This is a genomic window from Ekhidna lutea (assembly GCF_900188325.1).
Taxonomy (GTDB): Bacteria; Bacteroidota; Bacteroidia; order Cytophagales; family Cyclobacteriaceae; genus Ekhidna; species Ekhidna lutea.
The window spans coordinates 433,001-454,539 of sequence record NZ_FZPD01000002.1; the positions used below are offsets into that span (position 1 = coordinate 433,001).

A 21,539-nucleotide genomic window follows, 5' to 3' on the forward strand; every position below is an offset into this window, starting at 1 on the left:
AAAAACAAAACGCAAATATCGTGATTATTTAGTCTTAACAAAACTCATTTGATAAGTTCAGCTACTTTATTGTTGAAATAACCCACAAATTCATCTTTTTTCATTGATCCAATATCTCCTTCACCGTGTTGTCTAACTGAAACGGCTCCATCAGCTGATTCTTTCTCACCTACAATGAGCATGTAAGGTATCTTCTTTACCTCTGCATCACGGATTTTTTTACCGATTTTTTCATCTCTTTCATCGATGAAGCCTCGGATGTCTTGTTCCTGCATTTGAAGATACACCTCCTTTGCATAGTCGTGATACTTCTCAGATATTGGCAAGATGGCAATTTGCTCTGGTGCGAGCCACAATGGAAAATCGCCCGCACAGTTTTCAATCAAAATGGCAATGAATCGCTCCATCGAACCGAACGGTGCTCTGTGGATCATCACTGGTCGGTGCTTTTGATTGTCATTACCAACATATTCCAGTTCAAAACGATTTGGTAAGCTATAGTCCACCTGGATAGTTCCCAACTGCCATTTCCTGCCCAAAGCGTCTTTAACCATGAAATCTAGCTTAGGGCCGTAAAAAGCAGCCTCTCCATATTCGACCACAGTCTGAAGTCCCTTTTCATCAGCCACTTCCTGGATTTCGCGCTCTGCCCTGTCCCAGTCTTCATCTTTACCGATGTATTTATCCGGATTATCAGGATCTCTAAGAGACACCTGAGCTGTAAAATCCCCAAAACCCAATGCTCCAAATACATGAAGAACCAGGTCAATTACTTTGGCAAACTCTTCTTTTACCTGATCCTGACGACAGAAAATATGTGCGTCATCCTGGGTAAACCCTCTTACTCTTGTGAGTCCATGTAGCTCTCCGCTTTGCTCATATCGATATACTGTACCAAACTCTGCATATCGAATTGGAAGATCTTTGTATGATCGAGGACGAGATTTATAAATCTCGCAGTGATGCGGGCAGTTCATAGGCTTTAGCAAAAACTCCTCATCTTCAGCAGGTGTTTTAATCGGCTGAAAGGAGTCTTCTCCATACTTTGCATAATGACCGGAAGTCACATACAATTCTTTACTGCCAATATGTGGTGAAACCACCTGATCATAGCCTGCCTTCAGCTGCGCCTTACGCATAAAGTTCTCAAGACGTTCTCTCAATACAGCGCCTTTAGGTAACCATAGAGGAAGCCCTTTTCCTACTTTTTCGGAGAAGGTAAATAGTTCAAGCTCCTTTCCTATTTTTCTGTGATCCCTAAGCTTGGCTTGCTCAAGTAATTCAAGGTACTCCTTCAGTTCCTTTTGCTTTGGAAATGAAATAGCATAAAGTCTGGTCAGCTGCTTTCTTTTCTCATCACCTCTCCAATATGCTCCGGCCACATTCAGAATCTTTACCGCCTTAATGTATCCCGTATGTGGAATGTGTGGCCCTCGACATAGATCAGTAAAGTTCCCTTGATTGTAAAAAGTAATGCTGCCATCCTCAAGTCCATCAATTAGCTCGAGCTTATACTCGTCCCCTTTCTCCTCATAAAACTTGATGGCATCTGATTTAGAAATTTCCTTTCGTGTGAATTCGTTCTTCTCCCTTGCAAGCTCAAGCATTTTATCCTCGATCGCTTTGAGGTTGTCCGCATCAAATTCTATGTCACCAAAATCAATGTCGTAATAAAATCCATTCTCAATTGGCGGGCCTATCCCAAGCTTTATTCCAGGATATAATGCTTCCAGTGCTTCTGCCATTATGTGAGCAGAAGAATGCCACATCGTGGACTTACCTTCTTCATCATTCCAGGTGAGCAACTGCAACTCCGCATCCTCCTCAATCGGACGAAAAGAGTCTCTAACTTCCCCGTTCACTTTGGCTGCAAGGACGTTTCTTGCAAGGCCTTCACTAATGCTCATTGCCACATCCAGTGCCGTACTTCCTTTATCATAAGTACGATTGGAACCATCCGGCAGTGTAATGGTGATTTGATCACTCATTAATTCTCAATTTTTTTAGGTTTTAATTCAATTGTTGGAGTTTTACGCTCCTCAAATTTTAAGCGCTGCAAATATGCAATTTTTCGCTGTATAAGGTCTATTCTTTGTGCTGCTAATGTATCCGCTGGATTCAAATCAACAAGGTATTCCAGGTAAGGAATGGAAGTAAGTAGCCATCCCCTGTCTTCATACAATCTTGCAAGTTTCCAAATGGGCTTTCTCCTGGAAGAATCCTTCGCTATAACTTTTTCCAATACATAGACGGCTGAATCCCACATTTGATCTCTCCTATAAGTATCAGCAACTAAGTATGAAACGGTATCTTTTGCTGTAAAAGGCTTTAGAGTCTCTCTTAATTGCCTATTTCTATTCGCTTCCCACAAAAGAGACGCAAAGGCAAATTGAATATCAAAATCTCCGTTATTTCTATCTGCATACTCGCTTAAAACTGACAACCCCTTTTCCTGATAACCTAGCTGAAAAAGAAGTTGACCATAATTCCATATCAGGTCATTTTGTGAATCTATTTGAAAGAGCTTGCCAAGGTAATAGCTTGCCAGGGCCGTGTCACCCAGCATTAAATATTGTATAGATGCAAATTCAATGTCCTGATTTGATTGATGATTAATTAAATAAAGACGAAGTTCATTTAGAGCTCTTTTTTTCTTTCCAGATCTGGAAAGACTATTGATATATGATTTACGGAATTCATCAAAGAGTTCATATTCTTCACTCCATCTATCATACAAATCCAGCAAAAGCTGGTACCTCTCATGCTTTTCATAATAAGCAATGTATTGTTTAACCAACTGATTGGTCATGCCGTGGGCTTGCTTATATGTATCAAGAGCAGAAATACAGGTCGTTGGCCAATCTAGTTGTTCACAGTAAAACAATTTTTGATCTATTAATCGTTGATCGTCAGGATCAGCCCTTAATTTTTCATTAATACGATCCAATGCTTCACTATAGAATCCTGCGTGCAGTTCCGGAATCACAATTTTATCCTTCTGTGGAGGTGAGCAGGATAGTAAAATAGCAAATAGAATAATCGATCCTCGCATAGAGAACCAAAGTTAAATTGAAAGAGATGGAAATTTGCTTAGTCTGTATTCTTCTTTAATCTTTCTACATCGTTTCTAAGATTTCCAATCATTTCCATCATCTGATCCATGGACAACTCATTGGTGGAATTGGGATCGGGAAACTCAACCGAAATAAATGCTTTAGCCTCCCAAACCTCAACAACTTCAGCCGGATCAAGCTCATAGGCACTAAATGACTTGTTATCTGAGACTAAAAACAATTTTCCTTTTTCTTCGATGTAATTGAAAACACGTTTGTAAACCACCCCTTCAGATTGTGTTACAAGTACATATGTATTTCCATTTCTAATATGATCCAGTTGTTCAATGTATTTTCCTATAATGATACTACCTGATGCAATGGGTAGCATGGAATCTCCGGCAATTTCAAATGCGCGATACGTGCCTCCCTTTGGTAAAACCGGCAAATGGAACCGTGGAAGGTCCGTTAGGTATTCAGGGTCTGCATAACCATTGGTGTATCCGGCTGCCGCTTTAGTAGGAACAAGCTGGATATATTCTTCGTCAGCATTTTCATCTACAGTCACAGCCAGCACTTTTACATTTTGCTTTGGCACTCTGTTTTCCCTGGTTAGGTCCTCGTTGATCAACTCATCCACAGAAACCTCAAAAAGCTCCGCCATTTTCGATAATGTGGTAAGTCTTGGATCTGCCCTTCCCTCTTCATATGCTCCTACAGAAGGTCTGTTTATTCCAAGGGCTTGAGCAAAAGTCTCCTGAGTAAAGCCCTTCTTTTTCCTCAGGTATTTGATGTTATTTGGGATTCTCGCCATTATTCGAATATCATTAAGTTGGCCGGTTGTCTTTCTTGTCCTACATTAAATAAGTGCAAATGATGAAACTCCACACTCAAGTCTAATTCTCTTAGTCTTTTTCGGATTCTGCTAATGACAGACTTTAATGTTTCGTCCGCTTCTACCAACACATATCCATAGAGTTGCTTGCTTTCCTTAACTGTAGCAAAAAATTTAACCTGATATCGACCAGAGCTTAGCTTCTTTGAAGAAATCCTAAGTTTATAATAATCATCTAATATCAAATCTTTCGCTACCTCCATATTTGCGTATTTGATCTTAAATTTAGTAAAAAATATTAAATACTAAAATTTTTAGATTTTTATTATAACCAGCAATGTGTAAAAGTAGATTCCTATGCCTCTCTCGTATCCGGTAAGACTTTCTACTAGTAAGAAAATTAAATCGGTGAACCGGATAATTTACGCTGCTAAAATGAAGTTGACTCCTTCGATATAGCCGTTCTGAATAAGATAGGACCTGATTTCTTCCCGAATGCCCCTATTACTTACATAAGAAACAATAAATGCACTTTCTTTATCCGGTAAATTGTCATAGTGAAGCGTTTGTTTCCCGGATTTCACATCTATGTAATTCACAACCGCTATCCCCTCATTGATCAGCAAATCACTTCTGCGACGCGAGACTCTTCCCGCTCCCCATATGTAAATTTTCGGATGGAATGGATTGTTTGTTTTTAACCATTGTGCTAAATACTTTGCCTTTACTTTAAAAAAGGATTCTTGTGCATATCGATTATCCGTTCGCGTCAGTCGGCTTTCAGTATCCCTCCATGTCAAGATACTCTTATCGATTTTTTTCATCTTTACATTATTAGATTGAAATCGTAAGAAAAGCTCATAATCCTCTGGAAAGTCCCCATCCTTATATATCCCATATTGATCAAAAAGCTCCCGCCTTACCATTAACGTAGGGTTAGCTATTGGGAATTCTACAAACCGATTAAGACTTATTTGTTCTTCTGTAATGATGCTATTAAGCCAATCCACGTAATGAATAAACCCTCCATTCTCCGTGGGCCCCAAATACTCAATCAGCCCCGAAACTACACCTAGAGTCGAATCTTCTAATAACAGGTTTGTCTGAAGTTCCAGTCGTTGCGGATGCGAAATATCGTCTGAATCCATCCTGGCGATGTAAGCTCCCCTGGCAGCTTCGATTCCACCATTTGCTGCAAAAACCACTCCCTTTCGAGGTTGGTCTATTAAGGTGATTCTTGGATCAGAGGCATACCTTTTTGCAACTTTCACAGAATCATCTGTTGAAGCATTATTCACTAAAATTAACTCGAAATGCTCGTAGGTTTGATTTAGAATACTTTGAATAGCTTCCTCTAAATAAGGAGCATTGTAAAAAGGCAATACGACAGAAACGAGTGGATTACCCATTTCCCTCTTCAGGATTCTCCTCTGAGCCTTCTTCCGTAGTACCTTCAACCTCTGGTTGTGTAGTTTCTTCAGATTCCGATGATGATGTCTCCTTGTTCTTCTTTTTAAATAGGCCCTTAAAAAATGGCTCTTTCGTTTGTAATGAATCCGGAACAGCAGACCCTAATGAATCTACCGGAGCTGGTGTAGGTTTTGGCCTGTTATCGATAAACTTATATGCGTAGTACTTATTATAGTATTGCTGCTCTACGTTGAACTTATCAGAAGGATCATAACCATATAGATACTTCGTTTCTTCCTTAGCAACTACTTCCTCTGCAGGTTGCGTGCCAAGTGAATCCGACGCTATTGATAAGGAGTCCACACCCAGCGAATCGCTGAAATCAGATGCAACAAAATCATTGGAGACCGGATCAGGTGCCAGCACATTCTCCATTGGAGCAGTCCTTAACTGATAGTTTTTAATCGGGTACCATGCAGGTTTTATGATGCCGTATTTACTCTTCTTCTGTACCCGCCATGGAACCACCTTTTCCCCCGCATAGGCATAGTAGTCTGTTCGAGGTTGTGCAACCACACCAAGCGTATCCTCAGAAGATTGTCCTTTTTGTTGTGCTAAATACTGAGCTCTGGTACTTTCGTCCAACTGCCAAACGTATGAGAAATAAGCATTACGGGTAGAATCATCCAAAATGTACGTACTCTGAAATGCAGGGCATATCACCTTATCCTGACAAGAGATCAGGGAAGCATAACACACAAGGATGATCAGCCTCTTCATAGAGATTGGTTGTGACAAGCAGTGATTTGGATCAAAAATAGGTGTATTTTCTGTTATACCTATAAATCAACGACGAAATTGAACTTTTAGTAGATTTATCTGGAAGATAAGTTGTTAAACACATGTTCATACATCTGATCTACCCATTGGGTATACATCTTTCCGGAAGGGTGCAATCCATCTGATGCTATTAGCGAAGGATCATCTTTTGCTTTTTTACTCCCTGGGGTGATATCAATGAATTTGACGTCTCGTAGCTTTGTGATCTTCTCTGCTATGGCATTATAGTTGTCTAACTCACGAGCGATCTTCTCTTCATCAAGCATTTTCTTGGTTGCAAAAGGTGTTACCCCATAATCAGGAATTGAAACAACCATCACGTTATAAGGATTTCCACCGGCAAACTGAATGGCCTGATCCAAAAGCTGCTTAAACTCTTTTTCGTATTGATCAATTGGGTATCCCCTATACTGGTTATTAACACCGATTAGCAATGAAACAAAATCATAAGTACCCTCTACGTCCGCCTTTACAATACCAGCCAATAACTCATCGGTTGTCCAGCCGGTTGTGGCTACAATCACCGGATCCACCTGTATTGAATCTTTTCTGAGTCTTCTGGCAAGTTGAACTGGCCAACGCTCACCGACATCTACAGCCTCACCGATTGTATATGAATCACCAAGAGCCAGGTGAATAAATCCATCTTCCTTCATCGAATCAGTTTTTTGTGTTGCACAAGACGTGAAAATAAGGAAGCATAAAATGATAATTAAACGCATGATTAGGGATTTTATGCAAAATAAGAATTTTTGATGCATCCATCATTAGAGCACGTCGCTGAGCTCTTTATTTTTATCAAAAACAGATCGAGCGAAGGGGCATAAGGGCACAATATTTATCCCTTTTGAGCGTGCATCCTCAACAGCTTTGATCACGAGCTTCTTACCCAGGCCGGTTCCACGCATTGAATCATCTACCTCTGTATGGTCAATGATAATTCGATCATCGCCTGCTTTGGAGTAAGTCATCTCTCCTACCTTCTTCCCTTCTACTTCTACAAAATAGGCTCCTTTAGACTCGGTTTCTTGGTTATGTATTTCAAACTCCATTTGACATTGACTTTAATTCCTCTTTCAATTTCTTTGGCAGTTTACTCACCACCAGCTCATAGCTATGATTAATCAAATGCTTGATTTTATCATCAGAAACATTTCCATCTGTATAGACTGAGTTCCATTGCTTTTTATTCATATGATAGCCCGGACGAATGGAACCATCATATTCTTCTCTAAGTTCTATCGCGTACTCAGGATTACATTTTAGATTGATAAACTCAAACGTATCAATGCCGGTAAGGGCATACATTTTACCCATGACTTTAAAAACCAGGGTATCAGGACCGAAGGGAGTCTCTTCTGTGGTGCCCGGCTTGGCTAAACAATAGTCTCGGAATGCTTCAATATTCATCGCATCAATTTACAGAATATGCTTATTCTGTAAATCAATGATGTGTGATAAATGATGTAGTAGGATTGGTGGTGACCTAAAATCCGCTTATGGTGAGCAGGAGAAATGCAATTAAACCAACCTTTATCCAGATAAGCGTCTTTTGCTCATTTAGATAGGTTGATAGTGCTGATTGAATTTTTTCCATCATGCAAAGAAAATAAGACCTTTTAAATAGCTAAAGAAAATAAACACTCAATGAATGAATGGTCACTTTTTAAGGACGAATAGGTCATCTGAGTGAACGAGGGAAGGAATTACACTATCCTGTTAGTCTCCTACTGCATCCTCAAGAGACTACTATTAATCAAAATCCAACTGAATACCCTATGCGTGGATAGAAAGGTCGCTGGTTGAGGGTATTGTTTTTGTGATTAAGGTCGTAGACGAGTAAAACGGAAAGAGCTACTTTTTTAGTTATTTTGAACTTCCTTCCAGCACCTAATAACACTGCATACTGCCAGGATTTTGGCTTCCTTGATTCATGGAAAAGTGACTTATTTTTTACGATACGATACTCTCCATATAAAAAGAATCCTTTCATTATATCGTAATTCACAAAAAAACTAGCTCCATGAGCATCGCCGGTTATTGATGCTGAATCTCGCGAGCTAAGTTGTTCCCTAAGTATCATACCCATTCCTGTTGAGAGTGATTTGTTCCATTGGTAGCCGATTTGCAAATTGTTGTCAAGAATGACAGGATCTGTGGACTGAATCGTAATATTTCCATTGAGAAAAAAACGTTTTTTCATTGGTGTACCCTGAAGTGATTTACGTTTGATCCCCTCCTCCCTCTTTTCCAAACTTGGTAATTCTGTAAACTTCTCTTTTGCAGATTTCATGGTAAGTTGTGACTTGCTAAACTCATTCGGGTCGACGTTTTTGAAAAACTTCTTTACGCCTGATCGATCTACCTTTTTGAGGTTCCCATGTTGGTCCAGCGTATTAAACATCAGCTGATCCTCAATCTTTTTATCGCTCTGCAGTTTAAGCTCTTTGGGAAGATATGATTCCACTTGTTTTTTAAGTCCGAATCGCTCGACAAGATCTACAGTATCCAACAGAATTGAATCAGGATGAAAGTGGTCTAAAAACGCAGAGTCGTATTGTCCGTAAGATTCATAAATCTGCTGTAGCTGCTTGTAGTCCCCTTCCTCCGCGAGCGTTTGTAACGCCCAATCAAGTGAGTCTTCCGGGGCTTTAAATCCTGACACATCAAAAATGAGCTTCTTTTTATTCCCCTTTTTCCATTTACCAAGCAAAATTTCCTTCTGATGCTTTCTGGCTTCTTTCCACTTACCCACTGACTTTAAACTATCCCTATGCTTATGTCGGTAACTTTTCCAGGCCTTTTTTGCGGCTTTGATGCTGTCTTTTTTATAGAAATCTTTATAAGCCTCCAGTTTGGCACGAGCATCTTTTGACTGCTCTACTTTTTTAAGATGCTTTTCTGAAAGTTTGACATCAAATTTGATCTGGCCACAAGAAATCCCTCCAACTAAATAACATATTACGAGAGCAATTATCCTCACAATTCCTCGACTGCTAATATCAGTTGTCTTGTGAACCGTAGTTGTACGTATTCTGTTGTAGGATATTCCCTTCATGATCTACTATACTCTTCAATCTCCCCATGTCATCATAATTGTACTCCGTCTTGTTCCCATTGGTATCTATTTGCGAAATAATCCCATAAATTGGATCATACTGATAGGTTGTCACAATAGCATTCGCTAATGCTCCGCTACTTCTCAACAATTGCTCGTCAACCTCTGAAAGATTTCCTGAAGGGTTCATATCCGTAAGTCCAGTCGCAGCTTCATCTATTGTGGCATTTTCAATTTTAGCAACTGGAAAACTACCATTGAATCCCCAAATGAATGTTACTGGTTTCCCATTAGGTTTATTCATCTGACTGGGTTTATTATTTGTATCGTATTGCCATTCCATCGCCAATTCAAAATTCGAAGGCACATATGTACTTTGAATATCGGTCTCATATGAGCGAGAAACAGCTGCACTATTCCTATAGTCATATTTTTCAATAGGCTGACCCAGTTCATTGTATTTCAGCAATGATCCACTTGAAAAATTACCGTTAATCATTTTTTCGCTTCTGATAGGACGTACAAAATTCCCGTCTTGTAAAGCTGCAATATTGTATTGGGTAAGTCCACGGCTGAAGTCTTGTGGATAATAGTGATATTCGGTTGTTTGCGAACCATCAGCGGCAGTCATGGTATATCTTGTCAACTGAAGATGCTCTGGTTTGTCATAATCATAATTATGTGTGACCGTCATTACATTGCCAGCATCATCATAAAGCTCCTCAATCGTTTGAGATTTATAAAACCATTCCGAAATACGTTGGTACTCTGCAACATCCACCTGTAAGGTTATGTATTCTGCATGGACTGTTGTTCCATTCGATTCATTTTTACATGGATGAGGCAAATAAGTAACCAACTCATTATCTGCCCCAGTAGCTGTACACTGAATCGGCTCATTCTCTGTTGAGAACTGACCATATTTCCACTCGTGTGGATGAGATGCTGAACACTTATATATGTTCAAAGTTTTATTCCTGTTGTTATCATCACAGGTCATATAAAACTTTCTGGTTATCCAGGGATCAAACTTTCTTCTGATAGATAAGTTTTTGGATACATCCAATGCTCGTGGGTCCGGACTGTACACATTTGTGGTTTCCTTTAAAACGCTAAATCCAGATTCATCTTTCTTGTATAGTTTCCGATTTAATTCCAATCCATTTCCCCATCCAAAATTTGATAAAGGAGCCTCCAGAATTTCATTGCCGTGCTCGATCCTGGCAAGCCCATCATCCATGATTTTAAAGGTTACTTCTTCCTTTCCATTCTCGGCGTTCTCCCCATAGCTAATCGTCACATTTTCGTAGGTCACATGGCTTCCTTTAGAGTTCATTAAAGTTCTTGTACTATTCCCATTTAATACCATCATATCACACCTGTCAATATCCAGGCAGCTAGGATTTTCATTATCTCCACACTGACATTCGGTATATCTAAAATAATCACTTAGATAGTGGGGAATAAACCGCTGATGACCCGAAGACCTGTTTGTACCAAATTCTTCATAAGTGTAGGTCTTTATCATTTCTTGAGCATCAGAGTTGGGATTTTGCACCATCTTTTGAATCCTGATTCCTCCAATATACTGATCTGCAAAATTTTCCTCAAGCTCAGAGACATAGGTAAATGCTATGCTAGGGATTACGTCATTACCATTAGATGTTACAATTTCAGCCTCTAAAGGCACACCTGGAATTACCACTGAATGATACTCTATGATACTGTTATCTTCAGGTAACATCTCTTCCAGATTCCTTTGAAAATAGATATCACCAGTAGCTGCATCTTTTAAATAGAATCTGGTATCGTGAAAGGTACCTCCATTTGATGCTGTTTTGGTAAGCTTCAATTGTATGTTTACGCTTTGTGCTTTGGCACTGTTCACAGGTTCTGTTACCGTAGTATTTAAAACGCCATCTAAAACCAGGTCAGTAGTAATATCAGTGAAATAGCTTCCGTAGACTGAGTTTGATTCATAATAAAAATCAGTACTTCCCCCAGTCGGATAAGTAATTGATTTTAATGAACCCTTTACTGCAAAATCAAAATCCACTGACCTATCTGCTGATGCTGAGCTTTGCAAGAAAAGATAATGATCTGAATCCGGCAGGATATCTAGATTGTCCTTACCGTTAAATAAACCCCAATGATCCTGGGCAAAAGAAAAACGTGGAGCAATCTCCTCAGGACTATAGTAGTTGAATGAGTGAGTCTTTATTGGTTCTTGATTAATTGGGTCTATTTCAGAAAAATTTTCAAGAAAATATCGATTGGGGACATCTTCTGTATACTCGTTCGTAAATGAACCTGGATCGATATCAAGATATGAAAAATTGTACATTTTTTTAATTTCTTCACTTTCATCCAACACTCGCATATCCGTTAACTTCTGTAATCTGGAACCTCCCTCAATATCAAATTCAACTGATCCTAAATGACTAACAATTTTGGAAAGTTTTTGTCCAAGCTCAACTTCCATTATGCTTCGGCACTTAGAAATGATTAGATCCCTGCATGATCCGCATTTATTTTGAGAATCATCAGTAAAATACCTTCTTTCTTCTTTGCGCTGAATACCATAATCATAAGCGTAGTATCCTGTAGGTGTATACTCAAAAGTGATTGTTGATCCTGTAGGGTGCTCAATTTTATATAGGTAGTAAGCAGTTACTTGAAAAACAGAAGCAGCAGGAAGGCAATTTGTACCACCCGGAGCAGAGTTCATGCGGGACTTTTCAATATAGGTACCTCCAAAATAGTGCTTGACTCCATCCGGAGTGGTAATGATTATTTCACCTTCGCCAATATTGTCAAGGTAGCGTTCTATTTTCAGATTCACTTTTGGAATGGTCACTAGGGCCCCTTTATGATCATGCAAGAACTTGCCGCTATACCCGAGAAAGTTGTAGCTAAACTCATCATTTTGAGGATCTATCGTTCTATGATTCAGGTTTTGTCGGATGTATTCATCAGTCTCCCAGGTGCCCATTCCGGTAATTTCAGGATACTGAACAAGTCCGCTGTTTTTATTTAATACTTCTTCATCTGCAAGTCCCATTACACTTCTTGTGATAACACCTCCGGCATTGAGGTCCCAACCAAGGCCTAACCAGGTTTCCGTTTGGTTTACTCTAAGGCCTGTCGTACGGTAGCTCATGGAAATAGGTACTGAAAGATCGCCATTTGAAAAGGTGTAAATAGGGATATTTACATTTACAGCTCCATTAGATAAATCCACCGGGAAGGAGCCGTAACTGCCCAATGATGCAGCATTGGGCGTAGCAGGAGTGAAATCAAACTCTGTGTCTATACCCGGGTCAGTTTGACCAAAAGAAAAAACACAGGTAAGTATAAGTGTGACAATACTTGCCGGTTTGATTAGGTTGTTAACGAAATTATTCATGACTTATAGGTGAGTATATTTTTCTTATTCTTTTGCTTTATGGCTTTCTTATTGATTTATCTCCCTCAGAGTTACTCTTTACTCCCTCAGAGTTACTCGCAGAGAACTCTGAGGCTTTTGTGCTATGTTTTCTTATTCTATGTTCTTTGTTCCTCAGAGTCCTTTCCCTTTCTCCTTTCCAGTCTTAAGTGACTCTGAGGAGGTGGAAATTTCAATTCATATCTTCAAAACTTCGCCCAAGTCTCTCTCTCCCTCACCCCCTCGCAGGAAGACTTCCGCGATATGGGGGACTCTGAGGGGGTGGAGTTCAAGTCTTTTCGACTTGGACTTTTTCCTCATTTCTTAACTATTCTTTTTCTTCATTTCAATTCATGTATTCAAAACTTCGCCCAAGTCTCTCTCTCCCTCAACCCCTCGCAGGAAGACTTGCGCGATAAGGTATGTTCTTTGTTCCTCAGAGTCCTTTCCTTTCTCATTTCCAACCCAAGTGACTCTGAGTGGGGTGGATTATAGTTCAATTCATTTCGACTTGGACTTTTTCCTCATTTCTTAACTATTCTTTTTCTTCATTTCAATTCATGTCTTCAAAACTTCACCCAAGTCTCCCTCTGCCTCACCCCCTCGCAGGAAGACTTCCGCGATATGGGGATCAATCAAACTTATCTGGATTAACATCACCAAATATCTGGCCCACAAGTTCAATATGAGACTCTTTATTTAAGGAGACAATCGCATCTGCTTCCAACTTATCTTTATCTTCCCCATAGAATGCTATTCTCATGCCTAACCCATCAACCACCAATTGATACATATATGATTTTGGGTTAGCTAGAATGAAATTTAATAGCTCTTCAAGGTTACTATCAAATAGTGATGCAATTGATTCAAATAAATACTCTGTCAAAAACCCATCACTCTTACTTGCCAATGCGGCTATAGCTTTGAGCTTGGATTCACTAATTGAATTTACATCAAATAGCTTATTTGTCATTTCCAGTAAGCACTCCTCGTAATTTGGATCCAAATCAACAGATTTAATTATTTCCTCCGGTTGACTGATCAATTTATCAGTTATGGTTTCAATTGATTGCTCATTCAACTCACACAAATCCGTTGAAGGAATCTGAATGCTTTCATCGATAATCTTACCCATTACACTTGATTCGGGGGAGCTACAGCCAGAATTAGCACTACTGCACGAAAATGCAGAATTAAAAATAATGGCAAATATTAGATGTCTCATAATTCAAAATTAAAATCCTTGATCTTTCAACCAACTTTGTAAGTTATCTATTCCTTGACTCAAAGCATTTGTGAAACCATTCCAAAATGTATTTGTCTCTTCCTCTTCTTCCTCTTCTTGTTCTGAAGCCAGAAATGATTCCAAGTCATTTCTAATAATCAGGACACCTCCTTTTTCTTCAGCATCATTCGCCATCAACTCATCGGTAATCTCCTTCAGTGTTTTAATATCACAATCAGAAGATCTTAGGCATCCATAAGTCTTTTTGAGTTCGGCATCTGAGATTAGTTCCCACTCACCTGTCTCAGAATTGTATTTTTCTTGTCGCCCTCCATGAACCCTAATCAAATCCCTACCGGTATCTACAATTTCACCTGCTAGTCCATTCAAAATCAACCTATGATTAGGTCCATATGCTGCCCTTTTCTTACCTCCAGACGTTCCTGGAGCTCCATCAGAACCAGCAATCCACATATTATCATCAGGAATATCATAAACTCCAGTTGGAGTATTTGAATTTTTCTTATACACATCTGTACCGGCAGTACCTTCCGCTCTGACCGCAAACCTGTAAACTTCCTTTCCATTTCTATCTGTTACAACAGCAATTCCATACCCATATTTTTTCCTATTTCTCGAGACATGTACATGGATGTCCCACATTCCTGTTGGGTCAATTCTGTTAATTGGATTGTTTCTGACATAATTATAGGGGCTGTATGAGAAGTAACTTTCAGCCGCAGGATCAACCTTATACCATCTTCCTAAGGCCGCATCGTACATTCGTGCTTGAAAATCCATCACTCCAACACCCCAATCTTTCTGTCCTTCCTTACCTCCAAATTTGTAATTTTGTGGTGTAATAACCTTCCTCACACTTTCATTAAACGTCAGCCCAAAGGGATAGTAATCCTGGGAACTATTCACTACCAAACTAGTAGCCGCACTCTCCTGTACAATCCTCAGATCGTCAAAATAGACTTCTGCATCCTGGTTGCTTTCGTTTACAATGTATACAAACAGGTATCCATCTTCGGTAAAGCCTTCTACTACTCTATCAAGCTTTGCAAAAGCACCTTCTGCCTCGGTTCCTACTGCAATGAAGCCGGAGTGTGACTCTCGGAAGGAATGCGCCTGATTAAAGAACATGTATTGTAAATATGCTCGTGGTTCTCCGTTATCCGCATCTGCAAAGAGTCCATTGGCTCCCGGGGTTGATAATGCACTATTCAACGAACTAGAGGCACTCTCTCCACCTGTGCCGGTACTGGCTCCCCCAAAAGCTCCGGAAATAGCATTGGCGATATCTGCAACAGACGTATTATTCCAGCTACTGAACGTATACTTTGCCCACACTTCCAGTTCTATTTTATCTCCGGCAGTGATATTCAGCACCTTTGCCGGGCCCACTCGTCTATCGGTTACAACCCCATTCAGTGCCACACTTTCATTACCGAGAGGGGTTCGGTTTTCCGCATTTACGCGCGTGTTGGTTGGGAACTCAAAGTAGCTTTCTTCGTATCCCGAACGCTCTCCCTCCATGGTGGCTTTATACTCCTCCCGCTCCGGAAGGTCTCCGAATGCCACACGAGTATTGCCCAGGTGATCTTTTAGGAAATATTCATACCCATAGCTATTGGCGTATTTAATGGCTCGTCCTTCAGAGGTAAACAAGAAGCTAAGCTCCTGATCTTCATAAACTCCCAGTCCCAGGTAGTCGGTTACTTTTGGCGTGTTTGTACCATCATCTACCGTTTGTCTTAGTTTTATGCCTGCCGCATCGTATTCATAAGTGATCAATTTACCATCCAGGAATTCTACTTCAATCGGTAAGTTGAGATGGTTATACTCAATGCGCACAATCTCTTTGTTTACATCAGCAATCATGTTTCCATTGGCATCATAGTAGTATAGCTCACCGGGAACCCCACCTATTTCCTTATACCCTTCCGCATCGTTTCCACCATCTTCCACTCGGTACAGTCTGTTGCTTTTGTTGCCATCTTCATATTGATAAGCCAGCAGGTCCATATCGATCAGGTTGCCACTAAGCTTTCCTTTTCGGTTTAGCGTCAGGATGTTTCCATTCTCATCGTATGAAGCATTCATAGAATAAAACGCTTGCCCTGTAAAGTTGGTATCTGTATTAAAAGCACCATAAGTGGCTTTAGTCAGACGGTTCACTTTATCATAATGATAGACGTACGCTTGTTCGGTAGGTGTATCTACCAGGTTATTAGAGCTCCATTTCACTCCTGCAATATTGCCACCGTATTGTTTTTCTAAAACCTCACCATTGGCTGTATACTGATCCTGGTTGTAGGAGAGTCGCATCCCAAACAAGTCATTGGTGTCATCATTGGTAATGCCTCCATCGTTTTGCAACTTGTGATTGTTGATATCGGTCAACCACCCGCGGATGTTGTATCGATAGTCCATGGATTGAAGGAAGCCTTCGACAGGCTCAGGCTGACCTGTGGGATGAGGTGCATGAATGTTCTTCTCAACCAATTCGCCTAATTCATTGTAATGATTTTCGGCGACTAGAATGCGAGCTTCATCATCAATGGTGTTGTACTCTCGGAGCAGTCTGTTTGCATGATCGTATTCAAACTCTTTCAATACCGTTACAGCCTCGAAGGAAGAGGTATGATTCTGAAACGTTTTCACTACATTTCCTATGAAATCATAGGCATTGCTGGATCGATCGATACCACCCAAATGGTTGTTAGAAACAGATTGAACCGGTCGGTACTTATCATCATAATAAGATGCAGTTCTGATCCACTCCTGCCCTATAGCTCGTGTCATGGATCCTGTCACCTGACCTTTGACTTGATCATTATGAGTAGCATCAAACCCGGATTCAGCCACAAAAGCCAGATCAGTCCAGTCAGCATCCATGAAGTCGTAATCATCATAGAAAGTGACAGTCAATACATCGGCGATTTGTGCATTGGTTGGATAGGAATTGTTAAGACTGTAACCTACTTCGTTAGCTATTCTGTTTTCAAATCGTCCTTCTGAGTTGTCCAGTTCTCTTTGGATGTTACCTAAGCTTCGGTTATCTGTCACAACTCCAGTCATTATCGGGCGGTTGAGCTCATCGTATTTAGTATAAAGCCATTCTTTTGGTGAGACATCTCGCTGATTACCATCTTGAGTCATCACTAGCCTGTCCCATTGATCATAAACCATGTTAACACACTCGGCTCCTGGTACAAACTTTTTTATCATACGTCTTCGTCCATCATACCTATATTCAAAACCCAGCGCACGAAGTTGTTTCCAAGTAGGAGAAGAAGTTAATGCAGACAGCTTTGGTGGAATCACAAAACGAAGGTTTCCAAAATCATCGTAGACGTAGTAGGTGTCGTACCACTCAATTGGCGTCTCATTGGCTTTCACCCGTTTTAAAATCGTCTGTCCAAGCCCGTTTGTATAGGTTTTGGTTACCTGGCCATCTTCGGCGGTGACTTCTACAACGTTCAGTTGATTTGCAGGATACGTGCTGGTAGTAGTCGTCTTTTCCGGTGTACCTGCAATAATTACCCATTTATCTACTTCTCCCTCTGTATTGAAGGAATAATTATTCGTGACTTGCTTATTATTATCATGCCAATCCTGACCTTGAGGAGTTGTTGAAAGCACCCTGTTTAGTGGGCTAGATTCAAATTCAGTTTCACTGAAAGGACGTGTATCGTGAGCTACTTTTGCTGCGGTGCTAAAGAAGTCTGATTGTGCCGTAATGGCGTCTGTATGAAATGCACCATTATTGACGTCAGTAAATGGCAAATGCTGTATTGACTGTCTACCAAATTCATCGTACTCTACCACTTGAATCACATCTTTTCCCGAAGGTGATGCTTTCAGCTTCACCGATTGTTTGTTACGCCCTAGCCCATCGAAATAGGAATAGGTTGTGGACATTTTAGTTGCATTCAGAATTGAAAGTTCCTCGTCTGTTTGTACAGGTACCATCGGGACTTCTGTTCTAACAAAGTTTTCACCCGGAGATGGAGGTTGGTTACATGAGTAACTGAATGTTACTGCATTCGAATAGATCGGTAATCCTGTACATAATTGTTCCCCTTTTAATTTGAATAGGTCGCCATAGTGTGTAATGGTGGAAGCTTCATAATTTGATCCACTGCTAGATAATGCACCTAAATTAACCTCCTGTCCATCACGTACCACAACCAATCTTGCCGTATTCATATCCAAACGGCTATCTCCTTTAGTGAAGTACAGACTTACTGTTTCACCCGGACAAACGTCTTCAGTTTCGGATGTTGTAAGTGTTCCTACATTGCTGATAGGATCAGTAATCTGAATAGTCAACTCAGGTGAGGATCTCCAGTAGCTGCCACCAGAACGCGCACGCCTTCGGAATTTGGTAGCTGAAGAAATAGTAATTGTGGGATCGTAATTAGTCTGAGCGTTTGTTGCGAGTGTCTTCCATTGTGTCCCATCATAGTATTGCCATCGATACTCGTATGTCCCGTCTCCACCGGTGGCCTCTGTTCCATAAATCATTCCAGGTGAAGAGCCGGAACACACATCTCCATCATAGCTAATGGTTCCTGATAATACTCTTGGCAGTACTGTGATGATAGCAGAATAAGCTGACTTTATATTATCATTGGAAATTGCCCTTACCCTGTAATAGTATGTAGTTCCATAGGTAATACCGAATATTCTTAGGGAGATATCGGAAACGATCTCGTCTTTGAACAAAGAAGAGAAGCTGGCAGATGTTGAAACCTGTAAACGATAATTGTTTGCACCATCAACTGCATTCCAATTTGCTTTGAAATTAGTCGTTCTTTTGACGGATTCCTTTAGAGCTTCTGGCGCTGAAAGAGTGGTGTTGGACTCTTTAAAATCGGAAAAATCAGTTGAATAAACTGAACTTACTGCCTTAACTCGATAGTAATACTTTTTCCCTGGAGACAGGCCTGTTACAGTATGGCTGGTCCCCGATGATATTGTCTTTCCACCATAACCGCTTACATGGTTACTAAAATTTGAACTTGCGGACACATAGAGCTTGTAACTGGTTGCACCTGTCACACCATTCCAGTTCGCGGTAAAACGATCGGTCTTTTTATTCGTTGGACCTCCTATCACAGGAGTACTCAATGTGGTGTTGGACACTTTCGATGCTGAATAACCAGTAGTATATGCAGAACTTGCTGCTTTAACACGATAGTAATACTTCTTACCTGGGGAAAGTCCTGTAACCGTATGGCTGGTCCCTGATAATATTGTTTTCCCGTCATAATCGCTTTCATGGCTACTAAAGTCTGAACTTGCCGATACATAGAGCTTGTAACTGGTTGCACCTGTCACACCAATCCAGTTCGCAGTAAAACGATCGGTCTTTTTATTCGTTGGACCTCCTATCACAGGAGTACTCAATGTGGTGTTGGATTGCTTCGATGCTGAATAACCAGTAGTATATGCAGAACTTACTGCCTTAACTCGATAGTAATACTTCTTTCCTGGAGACAGGCCTGTTACAGTATGGCTGATCCCCGATGATATTGTCTTTCCACCATAACCGCTTACATGGTTACTAAAATTTGAACTTGCGGACACATAGAGCTTGTAACTGGTTGCACCTGTCACACCGCTCCAGTTCGCAGTAAAACGATCGGTTTTTTTATTCGTTGGATTCCCAATAATTGGAGTAGTCAACGTCGTGTTGGATTGCTTCGATGCTGAATAACCAGTAGTATATGCAGAACTTACTGCCTTAACACGATAATAATACTTCTTTCCTGGAGATAGCCCTGTTACTGTATGACTGGTCCCTGATGATATTGTCTTTCCATCATAATCGCTTACATAGCTACTAAAATCTGAAATTGCCGATACATAGAGCTTGTAACTGGTTGCACCTGTCACACCACTCCAGTTTGCTGTAAAACGATCGGTCTTTTTATTCGTTGGACCTCCTATCACAGGAGTACTCAATGTGGTGTTGGACTGCTTCGATGCTGAATAACCAGTGGTATAAACTGGACTTACTGCCTTAACTCGATAGTAATACTTCTTTCCTGGAGACAGGCCTGTTACGGTATGGCTAGTCCCCGATGATATTGTCTTTCCACCATAACCGCTTACATGGTTACTAAAATTTGAACTTGCGGACACATAGAGCTTGTAACTGGTTGCTCCTGTCACACCACTCCAGTTTGCTGTAAAACGATCGGTCTTCTTATTTGTTGGACTTCCTATCACAGGAGTACTCAATGTAGTGTTGGACTGCTTCGATGCTGAATAACCAGTGGTATAAACTGGACTTACTGCCTTAACTCGATAGTAATACTTCTTTCCTGGAGACAGGCCTGTTACAGCATGACTGGTCCCCGATGATATTGTCTTTCCACCATAACCGCTTAAATGGTTACTAAAATCTGAACTTGCCGATACATAGAGCTTGTAACTGGTTGCGCCTGTCACACTGCTCCAGTTCGCTGTAAAACGATCGGTCTTTTTATTTGTTGGACTTCCAATAATTGGAGTGCTCAACGTAGTGTTGGATTCCTTTGATGCTGAATAATTGGTTTCATAGGCAGGACTCACTGCTTTAATACGATAGTAATACTTCTTTCCTGGAGACAGGCCTGTTACGGTGTGACTGGTCCCCGATGATATTGTCTTTCCACTATAACCGCTTTCATGGCTACTAAAATTTGAACTTGCAGATACAAAGAGTTTGTAGCTTGTTGCCCCTGTCACCTCATTCCAATTCGTTGTAAAACGATCGGTCTTTTTATTCGTTGGATTTCCAATCACAGGGTAACTCAAAGTAGTATTTGCTGTTATAGTGTTCGAATACAAAGAAGCTCCGCCATTTGGTTTTTTTGAACGTACACGGTAATAATAATTTCGTCCCGGAGTAAGTCCATTCACAAAATGATTGTTTAGGGTACGTACGCCTGTGCTTCCAGTCGGATCATTACCTTGAAGCAGTTTACTTTGGTAGCCCGAAACGTAACTTGTAAAACTACTATTATATGCAACATCCAAATAATACCCGGTTGCCCCACTAACCTGATTCCAGTTTGCCTGAAAATAAGTAGTATTCTTTTGGGTTTCTTGTGTAGCTACTGGAGTATATGAGACAACTGTAACGTAATGGGTATCCGTGTAATAATTGCCATTGATATAAGCAGTTACATCAACAGAACGAGATCCTGTTGAGGTCCATTTTACAGTAACGGAATTTTTGCTACTTGAAAGGACGTTTCCACCGTAAGCTGTGTATGATGATGATGTATGATTCCCATTTGACACAGTCACAGAATAAGCATGAGAGGTATTCAGCTCAACGTTGCTTGGACCGTAAATATTAACTGATGGAGGATCTCCACCAGGTGGTGGAGGTACACTCTGCGCAATTGAAATAAGAAAGGAAATTTTTAAGACAAAAAATAGTGGAATACGAGAGTACATGATGTGTTAACTGGTGGTTTTATCTACTGCGATTCTATAAGCGAGAGTTTTGAGAATTACTTCTTTATGGAGTGTATAATGTATCTCTTTACTGCTTCAACTAGAAAAGGTGCTTTGGTATAGGAAGTAAATGCCTGAGTTACCATTTGATCAGTAATCTGATTCTTGGTATTTAAATTCGTTAAATAGAATTGCTCTTGTTGACCGGGTTTTATTAAAGAAATCAATTG

General features: G+C 40.4%; 13 protein-coding genes. All 13 read right to left on the minus strand.

Annotation, left to right across the window (positions count from 1 at the left end; all coding sequences use genetic code 11):
• Positions 1–44: 44 nt before the first annotated feature.
• A complete protein-coding gene (thrS, locus tag CHB71_RS05710; protein ID WP_089355939.1) occupies positions 45–1,988 on the minus strand; it encodes a threonine--tRNA ligase in 1,944 nt (647 codons plus the stop codon).
• Entirely contained in the window at positions 1,988–3,052 is a 1,065-nt protein-coding gene (locus tag CHB71_RS05715; protein ID WP_089355940.1) for a tetratricopeptide repeat protein, read from the minus strand. Before CHB71_RS05715 ends, thrS begins: the two co-directional genes overlap by 1 nt.
• A 38-nt stretch (positions 3,053–3,090) precedes the next feature.
• Complete coding sequence (locus tag CHB71_RS05720; protein ID WP_089355941.1) at positions 3,091–3,867, minus strand: LexA family transcriptional regulator; 777 nt, start codon at positions 3,865–3,867, stop codon at positions 3,091–3,093.
• Complete coding sequence (locus CHB71_RS05725) at positions 3,867–4,151, minus strand: hypothetical protein (RefSeq protein WP_089355942.1); 285 nt, start codon at positions 4,149–4,151, stop codon at positions 3,867–3,869. Before CHB71_RS05725 ends, CHB71_RS05720 begins: the two co-directional genes overlap by 1 nt.
• A 159-nt stretch (positions 4,152–4,310) precedes the next feature.
• The gene (locus CHB71_RS05730) at positions 4,311–5,297 is read right to left on the minus strand and encodes a glycosyltransferase family 2 protein (RefSeq protein WP_089355943.1); all 987 of its coding nucleotides are present in this window, start codon (positions 5,295–5,297) and stop codon (positions 4,311–4,313) included.
• On the minus strand, positions 5,290–6,078 hold the full coding sequence (locus tag CHB71_RS05735; RefSeq protein ID WP_089355944.1) for a hypothetical protein: 789 nt from the start codon (positions 6,076–6,078) through the stop codon (positions 5,290–5,292). The genes CHB71_RS05730 and CHB71_RS05735 overlap by 8 nt, the downstream gene beginning before the upstream one ends.
• 95 nt (positions 6,079–6,173) lie before the next feature.
• Positions 6,174–6,860, minus strand: a complete 687-nt coding sequence (locus tag CHB71_RS05740) for an SGNH/GDSL hydrolase family protein (RefSeq protein ID WP_245811221.1) — start codon at positions 6,858–6,860, stop codon at positions 6,174–6,176.
• 45 nt (positions 6,861–6,905) lie between these two features.
• The gene (locus CHB71_RS05745; protein ID WP_089355946.1) at positions 6,906–7,190 is read right to left on the minus strand and encodes a GNAT family N-acetyltransferase; all 285 of its coding nucleotides are present in this window, start codon (positions 7,188–7,190) and stop codon (positions 6,906–6,908) included.
• A complete protein-coding gene (locus CHB71_RS05750; protein WP_089355947.1) occupies positions 7,180–7,548 on the minus strand; it encodes an MmcQ/YjbR family DNA-binding protein in 369 nt (122 codons plus the stop codon). The genes CHB71_RS05745 and CHB71_RS05750 overlap by 11 nt, the downstream gene beginning before the upstream one ends.
• A gap of 346 nt (positions 7,549–7,894) precedes the next feature.
• Positions 7,895–9,196 (minus strand): hypothetical protein, encoded by a 1,302-nt coding sequence (locus tag CHB71_RS05755; protein ID WP_089355948.1) that lies wholly within the window; start codon positions 9,194–9,196, stop codon positions 7,895–7,897.
• Positions 9,141–12,602 (minus strand): RHS repeat domain-containing protein, encoded by a 3,462-nt coding sequence (locus CHB71_RS05760; RefSeq protein WP_089355949.1) that lies wholly within the window; start codon positions 12,600–12,602, stop codon positions 9,141–9,143. Before CHB71_RS05760 ends, CHB71_RS05755 begins: the two co-directional genes overlap by 56 nt.
• 649 nt (positions 12,603–13,251) lie before the next feature.
• Positions 13,252–13,845, minus strand: a complete 594-nt coding sequence (locus tag CHB71_RS05765) for a hypothetical protein (protein ID WP_144017339.1) — start codon at positions 13,843–13,845, stop codon at positions 13,252–13,254.
• 9 nt (positions 13,846–13,854) lie between these two features.
• On the minus strand, positions 13,855–21,309 hold the full coding sequence (locus CHB71_RS05770) for a DUF6443 domain-containing protein (protein ID WP_089355951.1): 7,455 nt from the start codon (positions 21,307–21,309) through the stop codon (positions 13,855–13,857).
• Between the last annotated feature and the right edge of the window lie 230 nt (positions 21,310–21,539).

Bases quoted from the DNA above. Each gene is read 5' to 3' on its own strand.
- CHB71_RS05725 (WP_089355942.1), bottom strand. From the start codon at position 4,151: ATGGAGGTAGCGAAAGATTTGATATTAGATGATTATTATAAACTTAGG.
- CHB71_RS05760 (WP_089355949.1), bottom strand. From the start codon at position 12,602: ATGAATAATTTCGTTAACAACCTAATCAAACCGGCAAGTATTGTCACA.
- CHB71_RS05770 (WP_089355951.1), bottom strand. From the start codon at position 21,309: ATGTACTCTCGTATTCCACTATTTTTTGTCTTAAAAATTTCCTTTCTT.
- CHB71_RS05735 (WP_089355944.1), bottom strand. From the start codon at position 6,078: ATGAAGAGGCTGATCATCCTTGTGTGTTATGCTTCCCTGATCTCTTGT.
- CHB71_RS05715 (WP_089355940.1), bottom strand. From the start codon at position 3,052: ATGCGAGGATCGATTATTCTATTTGCTATTTTACTATCCTGCTCACCT.
- CHB71_RS05755 (WP_089355948.1), bottom strand. From the start codon at position 9,196: ATGAAGGGAATATCCTACAACAGAATACGTACAACTACGGTTCACAAG.
- CHB71_RS05745 (WP_089355946.1), bottom strand. From the start codon at position 7,190: ATGGAGTTTGAAATACATAACCAAGAAACCGAGTCTAAAGGAGCCTAT.
- CHB71_RS05740 (WP_245811221.1), bottom strand. From the start codon at position 6,860: ATGCGTTTAATTATCATTTTATGCTTCCTTATTTTCACGTCTTGTGCA.
- thrS (WP_089355939.1), bottom strand. From the start codon at position 1,988: ATGAGTGATCAAATCACCATTACACTGCCGGATGGTTCCAATCGTACT.
- CHB71_RS05730 (WP_089355943.1), bottom strand. From the start codon at position 5,297: ATGGGTAATCCACTCGTTTCTGTCGTATTGCCTTTTTACAATGCTCCT.
- CHB71_RS05750 (WP_089355947.1), bottom strand. From the start codon at position 7,548: ATGAATATTGAAGCATTCCGAGACTATTGTTTAGCCAAGCCGGGCACC.
- CHB71_RS05720 (WP_089355941.1), bottom strand. From the start codon at position 3,867: ATGGCGAGAATCCCAAATAACATCAAATACCTGAGGAAAAAGAAGGGC.
- CHB71_RS05765 (WP_144017339.1), bottom strand. From the start codon at position 13,845: ATGAGACATCTAATATTTGCCATTATTTTTAATTCTGCATTTTCGTGC.